General features: G+C 53.6%; 11 protein-coding genes. 9 read left to right on the top strand and 2 right to left on the bottom strand.

What is annotated here, in order from left to right; genetic code table 11:
- The first annotated feature begins 9 nt into the window (after nucleotides 1–9).
- Nucleotides 10–1,296 (top strand): hemolysin family protein, encoded by a 1,287-nt coding sequence (locus C5O23_RS08325; protein WP_107032488.1) that lies wholly within the window; start codon nucleotides 10–12, stop codon nucleotides 1,294–1,296.
- Nucleotides 1,297–1,497: 201 nt separating this feature from the next.
- On the opposite strand, the gene C5O23_RS08320 is transcribed toward C5O23_RS08325, so the two are convergent.
- On the bottom strand, nucleotides 1,498–1,848 hold the full coding sequence (locus tag C5O23_RS08320; protein WP_107032487.1) for a hypothetical protein: 351 nt from the start codon (nucleotides 1,846–1,848) through the stop codon (nucleotides 1,498–1,500).
- A gap of 108 nt (nucleotides 1,849–1,956) precedes the next feature.
- A complete protein-coding gene (xseA, locus tag C5O23_RS08315) occupies nucleotides 1,957–3,261 on the bottom strand; it encodes an exodeoxyribonuclease VII large subunit (RefSeq protein WP_161553575.1) in 1,305 nt (434 codons plus the stop codon).
- 169 nt (nucleotides 3,262–3,430) lie between these two features.
- On the opposite strand from xseA, the gene C5O23_RS08310 reads away from it, so the two are divergent.
- From C5O23_RS08310 to C5O23_RS08275, 8 genes are all read left to right on the top strand, one after another.
- Nucleotides 3,431–4,318 carry a DUF5106 domain-containing protein gene (locus C5O23_RS08310; RefSeq protein WP_107032485.1) on the top strand — a complete coding sequence of 296 codons (888 nt, stop codon included), beginning with the start codon at nucleotides 3,431–3,433 and terminating at the stop codon, nucleotides 4,316–4,318.
- Between the two features lie 21 nt (nucleotides 4,319–4,339).
- Complete coding sequence (locus C5O23_RS08305; protein WP_107032484.1) at nucleotides 4,340–4,849, top strand: DoxX family protein; 510 nt, start codon at nucleotides 4,340–4,342, stop codon at nucleotides 4,847–4,849.
- A 53-nt stretch (nucleotides 4,850–4,902) separates the two neighbouring features.
- Nucleotides 4,903–5,979, top strand: a complete 1,077-nt coding sequence (gene mnmA / locus C5O23_RS08300; protein ID WP_107032483.1) for a tRNA 2-thiouridine(34) synthase MnmA — start codon at nucleotides 4,903–4,905, stop codon at nucleotides 5,977–5,979.
- A gap of 54 nt (nucleotides 5,980–6,033) precedes the next feature.
- A complete protein-coding gene (locus tag C5O23_RS08295; RefSeq protein ID WP_107032482.1) occupies nucleotides 6,034–6,678 on the top strand; it encodes a bifunctional nuclease family protein in 645 nt (214 codons plus the stop codon).
- Between the two features lie 116 nt (nucleotides 6,679–6,794).
- Nucleotides 6,795–8,126 (top strand): MFS transporter, encoded by a 1,332-nt coding sequence (locus C5O23_RS08290; protein ID WP_107032481.1) that lies wholly within the window; start codon nucleotides 6,795–6,797, stop codon nucleotides 8,124–8,126.
- Nucleotides 8,127–8,218: 92 nt separating this feature from the next.
- A complete protein-coding gene (locus C5O23_RS08285) occupies nucleotides 8,219–8,941 on the top strand; it encodes an RsmE family RNA methyltransferase (RefSeq protein WP_107032480.1) in 723 nt (240 codons plus the stop codon).
- 123 nt (nucleotides 8,942–9,064) lie between these two features.
- The gene (locus tag C5O23_RS08280; protein WP_107032479.1) at nucleotides 9,065–10,663 is read left to right on the top strand and encodes a tetratricopeptide repeat protein; all 1,599 of its coding nucleotides are present in this window, start codon (nucleotides 9,065–9,067) and stop codon (nucleotides 10,661–10,663) included.
- 410 nt (nucleotides 10,664–11,073) lie between these two features.
- Nucleotides 11,074–14,322, top strand: coding sequence for a SusC/RagA family TonB-linked outer membrane protein (locus tag C5O23_RS08275; protein ID WP_107032478.1), 3,249 nt, complete (start codon nucleotides 11,074–11,076; stop codon nucleotides 14,320–14,322).
- Nucleotides 14,323–14,338 lie beyond the last annotated feature (16 nt).

Raw genomic sequence — 14,338 nt, 5'->3', positions numbered from 1 at the left:
CGCAAGCCAATGACACTCACCGCCTGGATTATACTCGCACTGATCTCTCTCTGCTTCTCCGCCCTGTTTTCAGGAGTGGAGATCGCCTATATTTCAGCCGACCGTGTCCGCATCGGTCTCGACACCAGCCGTGGAGGCATCATCAACCGGATAATAGGCCGCTACTATTCACATCAGGACTTTTTCATCTCGACCATCCTTGTGGGCAACAATATCATGCTCGTGATCTACGGCATGGGGGCGGCCGCTCTGCTCGAGCCTTGGATAGCCGAACACATTTCGGACAATCAGGCTGTCATTCTTATTCTCCAGACCATTATCTCGACCCTTGTCATACTCTTCACCGGTGAATTTCTGCCGAAATCCGTGTTCCGCATCAATCCGAACACCTCGCTGAAGGTATCGGCTCTTCCGGTCTACTTTTTCTACATAGTGCTTTACCCGATTTCCTGGTTCACTTCATGGCTTTCAAAAATGCTCATGCGCATGGCAGGGATCAAGGCCGAGGACACCCGTCTCGGAGTGCTCTCCATCAATGAACTCAACGATTATCTCGACACCAAGATCGACGATCTGGAAAATCCTGAGGAAGTGGAGGTTGATAACGAGGTAAAGATTTTCCACAACGCTCTCGACTTCTCGACCACACAGCTGCGCGACTGCATGGCTCCCCGCAACGAACTTGTGGCGGTGGACATCGACTCCACCTCGCGCGATGAGCTTTCGGAGCTCTTCACCTCGTCAGGCCGCAGCAAGATCCTGGTCTATCGCGATGACATCGACAATGTGGTGGGCTATGTGCATGTGTCGGAACTCTTCGATCCGACGAGTGACTGGAAGGAACATATCAAGGAGGTGCTCTATGCCCCTGAGACCCTTCTGGCCAACACCATGATGCGGCGTCTGCTGAGCGAAAAGCGCTCGATGGCGGTAGTAGTCGATGAATTCGGAGGCACCGCGGGCCTTGTCACTCTCGAAGACCTTGTGGAGGAAATCTTCGGGGATATCCAGGACGAACATGACAAGACACGGCTGACGGCATCTGAGGTAGCTCCCGGAGTGTTTGAATTCTCAGGCCGCATAGAAGTGCGCACTCTCCGTGACGATTTCCGTCTTGACATTCCTGAAGATGACGAGTACCAGACCCTTGCCGGCTATCTGATCAACTCGACCGGAACTCTCCCGGCACAGGGCGACACCATTGAGATCGATGATCTGAAATTTACAATCCTCGGACGGTCGGCCACACGCCTTGATCTGATCCGGGTGGAAAAGGCCCAGACTGAGCAATCATAGCGGGTGTTTCATACCCCCGTTTAGAAAAAACAGCAAGAGCCCGTTCACACCGATGTCAACGACACCGGGAAACGGGCTCTTATAGCATCCCACAAAGAAACCCCGGTCAGGCGCGGGTTGCGGTGGTAGAAAGAGCAACACGTCACGCGAGAGGACCGGGGGAATTTGTAAATGTGTTGGATTTATGATATTAGGGGGATCTCAGTCGAGTTTATCGGCCAGATTCGATGCAGTATCGGCTATCGAATTGAGCGCGCTGGCAGCTCCTGATTTGATCTTGTCGATCAGCGGAGATGATTTTTCTTTAATATCGTCAAGTTTATCTGCCAATGTCTCTTTGGCGTCTGCAATCTTGTCGGCAAGGTTTTCCTTGGCTTCAGCAAGTTTTTCTTTTGCGTTTGCCTGAGCTTCAGCTGCAGTAGCTTTAATTTCAGCCTTATCGGCTTTATACTGGGCTTTGGCGGCGACTTCAGCGGCTTCCGCGCTGACTTTGGCAGCCTGAGCGGACACCTGGCCCGCCTTGTCGGCTATGTTCTGCTGCATTGATTCCATAATTCATTAAGCTTTAAAGGTTGTTTGTTATGTTTTTTCTCACATCTTTATAACAACCCTTAAGAAAGGGAGTTGCAGCAGAGTGTCTTAAATGAGCTTAAAGAATGTTTAGAGGGTGTCAGCTACAGAACCTACAGTACCGTCGGCGAGAGTGGTCTCGATCCTTACGCCCGGCGCGATATCGGCAACCGATGTCACTGCACGGCCGTTGACACGGGTGATGGAATAGCCGCGGCGAAGAGTGGCCAGGGGCGAGAGCACATCAATGAGCCGGCCGGCTGACTCAAGGCGCGATTTCTGTCGGTCGACAGCCGCCCGTGCAAGAGCTGGAATCCGCTCCGAGATCATATCGAGCTGCGAGATGCGCGGACGCAGACGTCCGCGGACGGTTTCTGAAAGAGCCATCGCATAGCGGTCGAGCCGCCGCGATGAATTTTTGAGAGCTGTAGCCGGGAGGTGCGGCAAAGTCGCTGAAATGTATGAAAGCTGCTCACGGGCTCCGCTGAGCATGGCTGAAGCTGTGTGATGGATCTCCGAGGCAAGCTGATCGAGACGATCAAGGGCTTCTGCGCCACGGCCAATCAGCCATTCGGCGGCTGCTGTGGGGGTCTTGACACGCATGTTGGCAACATAGTCAAGCACCGTGACATCGCGTTCATGCCCTATCCCTATAATGACCGGCAGCGGGAACTGGGCAATGTTGGCGGCAAGATCATAGTTTTCAAACGCGGCAAGATCGCTCGTGGCTCCGCCGCCGCGTATGATCACCACCCCATCCCACATTTCCTCGTCGGCAGCTATCTGTTCAAGAGCCTCGATTATAGTGTAGGGAGCCTCACGCCCCTGCATCAGCGCCGGATAAAGGCGGGTGGCAAAACGCAGATGACGGCGGTTGGTGTAGAGCTGATGGATGAAATCGCCGTAGCCGGCCGCTCCGGGGGCGGAAATCACAGCGATACGCGAAGGCACATCGGGCCACTGCAATTCACGGTTCAGTTCCAGAACTCCCTCTTTCTGGAGCCGTGAGAGGATTTCGAGACGCAGACGCATCAGATCGCCCATAGTGTAGGCCGGATCTATATCTGTGATATTGAGCGAAATCCCGTAGGAGGGATGGTAGTTGACCGAAACAAGGACTCTGACTTTCATGCCGCTTGCAAGACGGCTGCCGGTAGCGGCTGCGAAATCAGCGTCAATCCTGGCAAGAGCCGAGCGCCAGACAGTGGCGCGCATCCGGGCTACCGGCTCACCGGTCGACGGATTTTTCTGGACCAGTTCGAGATAACAATGCATGGCACGGCGCACGTCAGAGGTCTCGGCCGTGACCCAGACATTGCGCAGCGACGGTTCGGAGGCCAGCACCGCACCCAGACGCGAGGTAAGTTCTTCAAGAGTCAGCGTTTCAGAATTCATAAGTGCAAAATTACAGAAATTCATATTATCCACAGTCACCCACACTGCAAAAATACATCCCTGCGTCGGGCATTTCAGTGCGATAATGCGGAGCGGGAGGATTATTTTTTCGCTTTTGAGAGATTTTGTTTATCTTTGTGATTGCAAAATTATACATTAGCCAGAACGAATGAAAATCAAACGACTGCTTCTCTGCCTCATGGTCTTCCTCGGCGTAAGCCTCGGAGCCAAGGCCGACACATATTTCCAATATCCCATAGTGCCTGACTCGATCAAGCTCTTTCAGAGCCGTTGCGACTATATGGCTCGCCATTTCTGGGACTTCTGCGAGCTGAAAAAGGCCTTCTCGGCCAAACACAAGATGGCCCAGGAGTTCAATGTCTATATCTCGATACTGCGCAACGCCACTCCCGATTCGGCAATAGCCTCGGTCAACCGTTTTACCAAGAAGCTTGAAAAGCAGCCGGCTGACCAATTGTTCATGGCCGAATGTGCCGAAAACCTACTCTATGGCGATACCGCCGAGATGTGGATCGATGAGCTCTATCTGCCCTTTGCCGAGGCTGTGGCTTCAAACAAGCGCATTGACAAAGCCTCAAAAGCCCGCTTCGCGCATCAGGCCAAAATACTGAAAAACTCTATGACCGGCAAGCGCTTCGCCTCTCTGCCCTACACTACCCGCGAGGGACAGAGCAGGAATCTCGACAGTGACTCGGCCCAGGTTCTGGTAGTGTTTTTCAACGATCCTGACTGCGATGACTGCAACATGGCCCGCATACGCCTCGACGCCGACATATCAATGACCGAGCTTATCAGCGAGGGCAAAGCCAAAATAGTGGCCATTTCGCTGACAGAACCTTCGGATGAATGGAAACAGTCCGTGGGTTCCTACCCGTCGGCATGGAGCGTGGGAGCCAATCCCGACGCCGACCTTACTGTAGACCTCAGAAACGGCACTCCGGATTTCTACATCATCGACAAGAATCACAACGTGCGCTTCAAGCATCTTACCATAGACCAGGTGCTTGATGTGGCCCGACAGTTAAAGAAACGCTAATCAGAGAGATCAAAAAAATCTATGAGTTGGTATAATTCCTGGCCGGTCAACTGCTTCGTAAAGCTTTCCGGCTACACTTATTCGAATCTCGCACGACTGTTTATCCGTCTCTTTGTGGGTATGATGCTGCTGCAGTTCGGCATACGCCATCTGGTAAACTACAGTGTGCTCTGCAACTCTTTCCCGACGGTTCTGAACATGTCATCGGAATGCTCGCTGATCATCATGATCACCATCGAGCTCGTCTGCTCGCTGCTGATCATGGCTGGTTTCATGACCCGTCTGAGCACCCTCCCGCCTATTTTCGCCATGATAGCCGCCGAGTACTACATACTCCACGACATGGTGCCCTTCCTGCCAGTCTACGGTCTTGACAGCACCGACCCCGGCTATCTGCCCATCATGTTTATCGGCATCTATTTCTACCTGCTCATAGCCGGACCGGGCAAAATATCACTCGACTATTTAATATCACTCTATATCATCAACCTCAAAGGCAAATCAGAGGAAGAAGAGATGGAGGAGGTCTGATTCTCCCCCTGAAAACCCTACCGATGACTTTAGCAAAACCAAAGAACGACTGAATGAAGATTGCCGCACTGATATCAGGAGGCGTTGACAGCGCCGTGGCCGTCCACCGGCTTGTGGAGGAAGGCCATGACCTGCACCTTTTCTATATAAGAATCGGGCTTGACAACGGCGAGGGCGACTGCTCGGCCGAGGAAGACATCGAGATGTGCTCGTTCATAGCACGCCGCTACGGACTGCCATTTGATGTGGTGTCGCTCCACCAGGAGTATTGGGACAATGTGATGGACTATGCGCTCCGGACCGTGCGCTCCGGACTCACTCCGAACCCCGACATCATGTGCAACAAGATGATCAAATTCGGCTTCTTTGAAGAGCGCTGGGGCCATGAGTTCGACAAAACCGCCACGGGCCACTATGCCACTACCCATGAGATCGACGGTCTTGTCTATCTCGGCACCGGCATTGATGCCGTCAAAGATCAGACCGATTTTCTATGCCGCATCAGCTACCCTCAGCTGAGCCATCTGATGTTTCCTATCGGCGACCTGCCCAAAAGCCGCGTAAGGGAAATTGCAGTGACCACACAGCTGCCCAACGCATTCCGCCGCGACAGTCAGGGCATCTGCTTTCTGGGCAAGATAAACTACAACGACTTCATCCGCCGCCACCTTGGCGAAAAGCCGGGCCCTATCATCGAGATCGAGACCGGCCGCAAGCTCGGAGAGCACCGCGGATTCTGGTTTCACACCATAGGGCAGCGCAAAGGCCTTGGGCTGAGCGGAGGCCCGTGGTATGTGGTGAAGAAAAACGTCAATGACAACGTGGTCTACGTCTCGCAGGGCTACGACACCGAAAAGCAATATGGCAAACTGATCCATCTTGACGAGATGCACTGGATCACCCGCGATCCGTGGCCCGATGACTGTGACGGCGTTGAGATCCGGTTTAAAAACCGCCACTCGCCCGAATTTCTGCCGGCCCGCCTGAGCCGCATGGGGCAGGGCGAATATATCATCGAATCCGAGGTCCCGGTCCAGGGCATAGCCCCCGGCCAGTTCGGAGTCATCTATGACCGCGATGCCCGCCTCTGCTATGGCAGCGGAGTGATCACCGGCCGCAATATCTCATAGACTGAAAATAATAACCGAAAAACGCCACATATATAATATATATAGCAAGAGCTCATGTCAGAGAACGATGAAAACCGGGTAAGGCTCAAAGTGATGGGCCTTTCCTACAGCCAGATCCAGTCAGGAGCCTACGCGCTGATTCTCGCGCAGGTGGGTGGTCCGATGCGCATTCCGGTGGTGATCGGCGCGGCCGAAGCCCAGTCAATCGCAATGAAGATGGAAAACATCACACCGCCACGGCCTATGACCCACGATCTTTTCGTGAGTTTCGCCCACGCTTTCGGCGTGAAACTGACCGAAGTTTTCATCTACAAATTCGAAGACGGTATTTTCTCTTCGGAAATCACATTTTCTGACGGTGACCGGACTGTGACCATCGACTCCCGCACAAGCGATGCCATAGCGATAGCCATGCGCACCGGCGCACCTATCTATACCACTCCTGACATACTCGAAGCCACGGGCTTCGAAATGGAAATAGCCGATGAAACGACAGACGATGGAGACGTAGAAGCTCCGGCCTTCGGCGATGAAGACGGACACAGCGGCAGCCATTCCGAACCCAAGCTGGAAAACTACGCCATTGAGGAACTCGAAAAAACTCTCGCCCGCCACATAGAGCGTGAGGAATACGAGGAAGCCGCCCGCGTAGCCGAGATATTGAAACGCAAACGCGCCAAAGACACCGATCAGGCCTGACAGAATCACACTGACGTCAGAAAAACATGACTCCCAATAGCTTAAATTATCTAAACCATGCAACTATAAGTAATTCATACAAGTTACTATAAAACAGAATTTAAAACTACACGGATATGGCAACAGCAAGATCCCTACAAGTAAAACTGGCTCTCCTCAGCTTCCTTGAATTCGGAGTCTGGGGCGCTTACCTGATTTCATTAGGCAACTATCTGGCTCGAATCGGACTGGCCACTCAGATCGGCTGGTTCTACACAGTCCAGGGAATAGTCTCTCTCTTCATGCCGGCTATCATAGGCATCCTTGCCGACCGCTGGATCCAGGCCCAGAAAATGCTCAGTCTCTGCCACATCCTCGCCGGTTGCTTCATGGGGGCCGCAGGTGTCTACTGCCTTACCACATCTCAGGTGGAGTTCGGACCACTCTTCGCTCTCTACACCCTCTCAGTGGCCTTCTTCATGCCGACAATCGGCCTCGGCAACTCAGTTGCGTTCAACGCTCTGACAGAAGCCAATCTCGACACCATCAAACACTTCCCGCCGATCCGCGTATTCGGAACCGTAGGCTTCATCTGCTCGATGCTCTTCGTCAACTTCACCCAGTTCCAGACCAACGCCTACCAGCTCATAACCTCGGCGGCCCTGAGTTTCATTCTCGCGGCCTACGCTCTGACAATGCCTGCCTGCAAAGTCAAGAAAGGCCAGAAAAGTTCTTTGGCCGACAGCCTCGGACTGAAAGCCTTCAAACTCTTCAAGCAGAAGCGCATGGCCATATTCTTCATTTTCAGCATGTTCCTCGGTGTCTCGCTCCAGATCACCAACTCTTACGGCAACACGTTTATCACCTCATTTGAAAATCTTGCCGAATTCGCCGACACCTGGGGTGCCCACAATGCCAATGCCCTCATATCCCTATCGCAAATCAGCGAAACCCTCTGCATACTCCTCATACCCTTCTGCCTCAAGCGCTTCGGCATCAAAGGCGTGATGCTGATGTCGATGTTCGCATGGGTGCTCCGCTTCGGATTCTTCGGGATCGGCGACACCGGCAGCGGCCTCTGGCTCCTGATTCTCTCCTGCATTGTCTACGGCGTGGCCTTTGACTTCTTCAACGTCTCAGGCGGTCTCTACGTCGACAAGGAAACCACCAGCGACCTTCGCTCAAGCGCCCAGGGCCTCTTCATGATGATGACAAACGGCCTCGGAGCCACCATCGGCACCCTCTGCGCCCAGGCGGTAGTCAACCACTTCGTATTCTCACAGACCACAGCCGAAGCCCAGCACGAAGGATGGGTCACCTCTTGGATGATCTTCGCCGGCTATGCCCTCGTAGTGGCCGTGCTCTTCATGTTCATCTTCAAGGATGACAGCAAGAAAGCGACCCCGCAGATGGAAGAAGCCGTCATTGACGGAAACGGCTCGGCTGCCGACGGCATCGTCAACGACTGACCCTCCCCCGCCCGCGGGGAATCGCCTCTCGGTCTCAACCGGCGACGGCGCCCCCAGGGCCTCCTCTTATAAACCAAGAATTTCACTGACAGATGATACAATTTTTCGCTCCTGACATAGCCACCTCTCCTGAGCTGCCCGAAAGCGACTCACGACATGCCGTGAGAGTGCTGCGAATGCGCGAGGGCGACGAACTCCAGGTGATCGACGGCCACGGCAACGCCTACCGCTGCCGGCTGGCCGACGCCCACCCGAAACATGCCTCGGTAGAGATCCTCTCCGTCAGCCCCATGCCCCTGCCCTGGAGCCAGCAGCTTGCAGTAGCCGTGGCACCCACCAAGCATCTGGACCGCATGGAATGGCTCGTGGAAAAGATGACCGAGGTTGGAGTCAACACCATCATTCCGCTGCTCTGCGACCGCAGCGAGCGCCGTGAGATCAAGATCGAAAGACTCGAAAAAATCGCCGTGGCCGCCATGAAGCAGTCACTCAAAGCCACCCTCCCCACCGTCATGCCGATGACACCGCTCCGCGAAGTAGCCGCAATGATGCCCGGAGCACAACGGCTGATGGCCTACTGCGACCCCGACATACCCCGCAGAGACTTCACGCAGGTCTACCGGCCGGGGCTCGACACACTGATCCTAATCGGCCCCGAAGGTGACTTCTCTCCTCAGGAGATATGCCTCGCCCTTGACTCCGGATTCAGCCCCGTCACCCTCGGCAACAACCGCCTGCGCACCGAAACCGCCGCCCTCTACGCCCTCTCGGCCTGCCACATCCTCGACCAGAGCAGCCCGGTCTCCGGCGGCTGACCGCCGGCACCCCTCAGCTGAACAATATATATAATCACCGCCAACTATTTCACAGTCCCCTCGCCAATCACCTCCGGTCTTTGCCGGAATCAGGCCGGACACTCCATCATATCCAATTCTGCAATGAACCTAAGAAAAATCGCAATTTCACTCATCCTCTCAGCCGGCGCATTCGGCTTTACAGCATCGGCCGAAGCGCCCAACCCGATGAAAGAAGCGCTCATGAAGGCCTACCAGGCCCTACTCGACGAAGATCCGCACGATGCAGAGACCCTCTTCCGCCGTGCCAATGAATATTACCTGCGCAACGACTACATCAAGGCACTCGATGACATTAACAACGCTCTCAAATATCTCCCGGAGGAAGACCTTGACACCCGCTTCCAGGCCATACAGCTGCGGGCCAACATCAACATGATGCTCCACCGCTACGAGCAGGCCATCGGCGACCTCAACTCCGAAATCTCGCTCGACCCGCAGAACTATGTGGCCGTCTACCAGCGAGGCACGGCCCTCTACGAACTCGGCCGCTACCCCGAAGCCAAAGCCGACTTCCGCCTGCTACAGCAGCGCAATCCCCGCAGCCAGGAAGCCCTCTTCGGGCTCGCCCGCGTGGCCGTCAAGGAAAACAACCTCGGTCTGGCCGACGAACTCTGCGACCAGGCCGTGGAACTCTCCCCGTCAAACAGCCAGGTCTACCTGCGCCGCGCCTCAGTGCGCACCCTCGCCGGAAATGAGCAGGGAGCCGTCGATGACTACATCCTCGCCATCTCAACCGACCAGGAAAACACCCCGCGGGCACTCCGCGAACTGGTGGAAATATCCAAAACCAACTACCCCGTAGTTATAGCCGGCCTATCGACCGCCATACGCCAGGCCCCGCGCAACGGCATGTACTACTTCATCCGCGCCATGATAGCCCAGGGCCACTGCAACTACCTCGCAGCCATAGCCGACTATGACCGCATCATCAACGAAAACCTCGACTCATATCCCGGCCTCAACGCCGCACTCGCCGAATGCTACTTCGCCCTCGGCAAGTTCGACACCGCCCTGCTCAACATCGACTATGCCATCAGCGCCACCCGCGACAACGAGCGCTACTATGTGATCAAATCGCAGATCCAGCGCGCCTTAGGCAACTATGACAGCGCCCTCTCCTGCGCTGAAACCGCCCTTGAGAAAGAACCGGACTCAAACGAAGCCCTCATAGCCAAAGCCCTCGCACAGCTGCGCCTGGGCAACAGCGCCGATGCCTCCGTATGTCTCAGCGAAGCCACGATGAACGCCCCTGAAGACCCCTATCTCGCCATAATCCGCGGATGGGTGCTCAAAGACTACCGCCGGCAAAAGAAAAACGCCGACATGAGCTTCGAACGTGTGCTTGACATGGACCTGGCCCACGACCAGATAAAGTCATACCGCGGATTCGCACTCCTGCAGCTCGACCGCAAGGAAGAAGCCGACCGCTGGATAGAACGAGTGCTCGCCATAACCGATGACTATGACGGCGAAGTCAACTATCTCGCCGCCTGCTACTACGCCCAGGCCGGCAACAGCGACAAAGCCTTCAAGTGCATGGCCGCATCGCTCGAAAAAGGCTATGCCAACTACTATAACTGGGCCGTCAATACCGAAGCCGATGTCAACGTGGAGCCCATCCGCAAAGACCCGCGCTTCAGCGCGCTGCTCAAAGCCAACGGCGCCATATTCGGCCGCTGATCCGCACCCACAGGCAAATTGTTAAACCGGGGGCTGTCTGATTTTCGTCAGACAGCCCCCTTGATTTGTGGCCGGTCTTTAACCCAAAGACCGGCCACACGTGTGTTTCGGAACCGTAATTCTCTTGCTTAGAGATCTCCACCCCGCACAACATATTATATAACAAGCCCCTAACCATGCAGCCGGAAGAAATATGTGAAACATCTTCCGACATATTAACATATCGTTTTAACCAATAATCACACTTTAATACCCATAATTTCATTTTTTTTGCTTAATTTTGCCGAATATTTAGTATCTCTAAGCAAGAGATACGCCATGCTATATGCCATCGCATTTCATACTATCACAGTAGCAAAAAGGGAAATAACAAGTAATTAAATAAATATCCAAATCTAAACCATGCGTGTATGAATTTTAGTCAGAAACTCCGTTACTGGTTTGTCTTCTTGCTGACCGTAACCTTCTCACTTTCAATCTGCGCCCAAAACATTTCCGTAAGCGGAACAGTTGTTGACGACACCGGCGAGCCCCTGCTCGGCGCCACCGTCATGCAGAAAGGAACCCAACACGGTGTTGCCACCGACCTTGACGGCAACTTCACTATCAGCGTTCCGGCCAAAGCCGTCCTCGTTGTGAGCTACATCGGCTATGACAACAAGGAAGTGCCCGTCAACGGCCAGACACACCTCGACATCACCCTCTCCACCAACGCAACCATGCTTGACGAAGTAGTGGCCATCGGCTACGGTACAGTCAAGAAAAAAGACCTCACCGGCGCCGTCAGCTCCGTGTCAGGTTCTGAACTCGCCAAGGCGCCCGTGACCTCCGCGGCAGCAGCCCTCCAGGGCAAAGCTGCCGGTGTGAACATCGTGTCACAGAACGGTGCTCCCGGTGCTTCGATGAACGTCACTGTCCGCGGCGGTGCATCTCTGACCCAGAACACAAAGCCGCTCTACATCGTCGATGGCTTCGAAATGTCTGACGCACTTGCAAACATCGACATCAACGACATCGAGACAATCGACGTGCTGAAAGATGCCTCATCTACCGCCATCTACGGTGCCCGCGGCTCTAACGGCATCATCGTGATCACCACCAAATCAGCTGCAGCCGGCAAAACCAAAGTCGATTACAACGGCTATGTTTCTTTTGACAGACTGTCAAAAAAACTCAGCATGATGAAAAATGTCCGCGACTACGTCGGATATCAATATGAACTTGCAGAGCTCCAAGGCAAAATAAACAACTGGTCCACAGTCTATGACGATGACTATGGAGTAGACATGGACGATTTCTACACCGGTGCATTTGACCGTATCGCATCACGCTATGGCAACAATCCTTACTCTGTCGACTGGCAAGACGAGGCTTTCGGCGGCCACGCAACCACCCAGAACCACAACGTATCTATCTCGACAGGCACTGAGAAAACCAGAGTCCTGCTTTCTTACAACCATGTCGACCAGGACGGTCTTCTCGCCAACCATGACTATCGCCGCAACTCCCTTCGCGCGAAAATCAACGCCGAACTCTGGAAAGGTGTAAAGATTGATTTCAACTCATTCTTCTATGACAATCTTACTCATGGCGGCGGTAACTACGGTCATATGGACTACGTGCTTCTTCAGCCCATCAACGGCGGCACACTCTTCACTCAGGACGAACTCATGAACTCAGAAACTTCAATCCAGTTCAAAAAGCTCGACTCTTTCTATAACCTTAACAACCCGCTTGTCCAGAATCTTGCATCTGTTTCATCAAGCCACACCAAACGCTTTGAAGCCAACGCCGGCATCACCATTGACTTCCTCAAGTATTTCTCATGGCGTACACAGGGCAACTATACCACCTCATGGGGCAAAGGCACATCTTTTGCCGATGAACGCTCTACCGGCTATCTCTCAGATCCCGAAAACACCGGAATGCAGGGTTCTATCAAGAACTCAAGCAGTTCAGCCTGGCATATCTCCAACACCCTCAACTTCGTGAAGACCTTCGCTGAAAAACATGACCTCACAGTCATGGTCGGTCAGGAATACTCTTTCTCAAAGAGTGACAAAAACAACTGGTCTATGCGCAAGTTCCCCTATCCCAACCACGGGCTCAACGACATCAAGAATGTCGAAGTCTATGAAAAGGAATCAGGCTACTCAGAAGGCAACATGCTTTCTTTCTTCGGCCGTGTGAACTACGTTTATGACGACCGCTATCTTCTGACCGCCACAATGCGAGCCGACGGTTCTTCGAAATTCGCCAAAGGCAACAAGTGGGGCTACTTCCCCTCAGCATCAGCCGCATGGCGAGTGAGCCAGGAAAAATTCTGGCAGGAAGCAGGAATCAACAACTGGTTCAACAACCTCAAATTCCGTATAGGCTACGGTGTCACCGGTAACAACGGCATCGGTTCAAACCTCTACGTAACCAACGCTTCGATGACAACCTACCCGATGGACGGCGATGTAAACTCACCCGCCTATGTGGTCGGCTCAACCCTCGGCAACAAAAAGCTCAAATGGGAAACCCTCCATGCAACCAACGTCGGTCTTGATCTCGGCATGTTCAACAACCGCCTGAATCTTACAGTAGAATGGTACAACAACCAGATCTCCGACATGCTTATGAACTGTGTGATCCCCACTTCGACCGGCTACTCCAAGCAGTATCAGAACGTAGGCAAGATGCGCAACCGCGGTTGGGAATTCCAGCTCAACACTGTAAACATCGCCACCCGCGACTTCCAGTGGACATCATCACTCAACATTTCACTCAACAAGTCAAAAGTCATCTCCCTTGAAAGCGGCGAAGACCACAAGACATTCGGAGCCGGCGGTAGCCGTGCAGGCACAGTCACATATTATGCTACTGTCGGTGAAAGCCTCGGTGACATGTATGGCTACAAATATGAAGGCATCTACACCACTGATGACTTCGAACTCAATGAAGACGGCACTTACGGCGCCCTTAAAGACGGCGTTGTGCGTCCCTACTCAGGCACACCCAAACCCGGTGACATGAAATTTGCCGCCGACACCGAAAACGAAGACGGCACAAAACAGTTCACCCGCAAGCTCGTCAAGATCGGCAACGGCACTCCCGATGTGATTGGAGGTTTCAGCAACACCTTCACATACAAAGGTTTTGATCTCAACGTATTCATGAAGTTCAATATCGGCAACGACATCTACAATGCTACCAAGCATGCCATGAGCCCCTATGCATCGTTCGAGAACGTACCCACCGAGTTCGGCAACAACTACTACCGTCTCATCGATCCGTCAACCGGACGCGAGACCAAAGATGTGGCAACCATCAAGGCACTCAACCCCAATGAGTCAGACCGCACCTGGAGCTTGACAAAGACCAATGCCGAATATATCTCCTACCCGAACTCCTACTTCGTTGAAGACGGCAGCTACCTGCGCCTCGCCCAGGTTACTCTCGGCTACACCTTCCCTTCAAAATGGATGAAGAAAGTCCATGTAAGCAACCTTCGTCTCTACTTCACAGCCAATAACCTTGCCACTATCACCGGTTATTCAGGCTATGACCCAGACGCATCGTCGAAGAACGACAACATCATCTGTACTCCGGGCTACGACTCATCGACCTACCCCCTCTCACGCAGCTATGTTATCGGTCTCAACCTTTCGTTCTAACCTTAGTAGTCTAACA

It is taken from the genome of Duncaniella muris (genome assembly GCF_003024805.1).
Classification (GTDB): domain Bacteria; phylum Bacteroidota; class Bacteroidia; order Bacteroidales; family Muribaculaceae; genus Duncaniella; species Duncaniella muris.
This window is presented reverse-complemented; position numbering and strand designations above follow the sequence as displayed.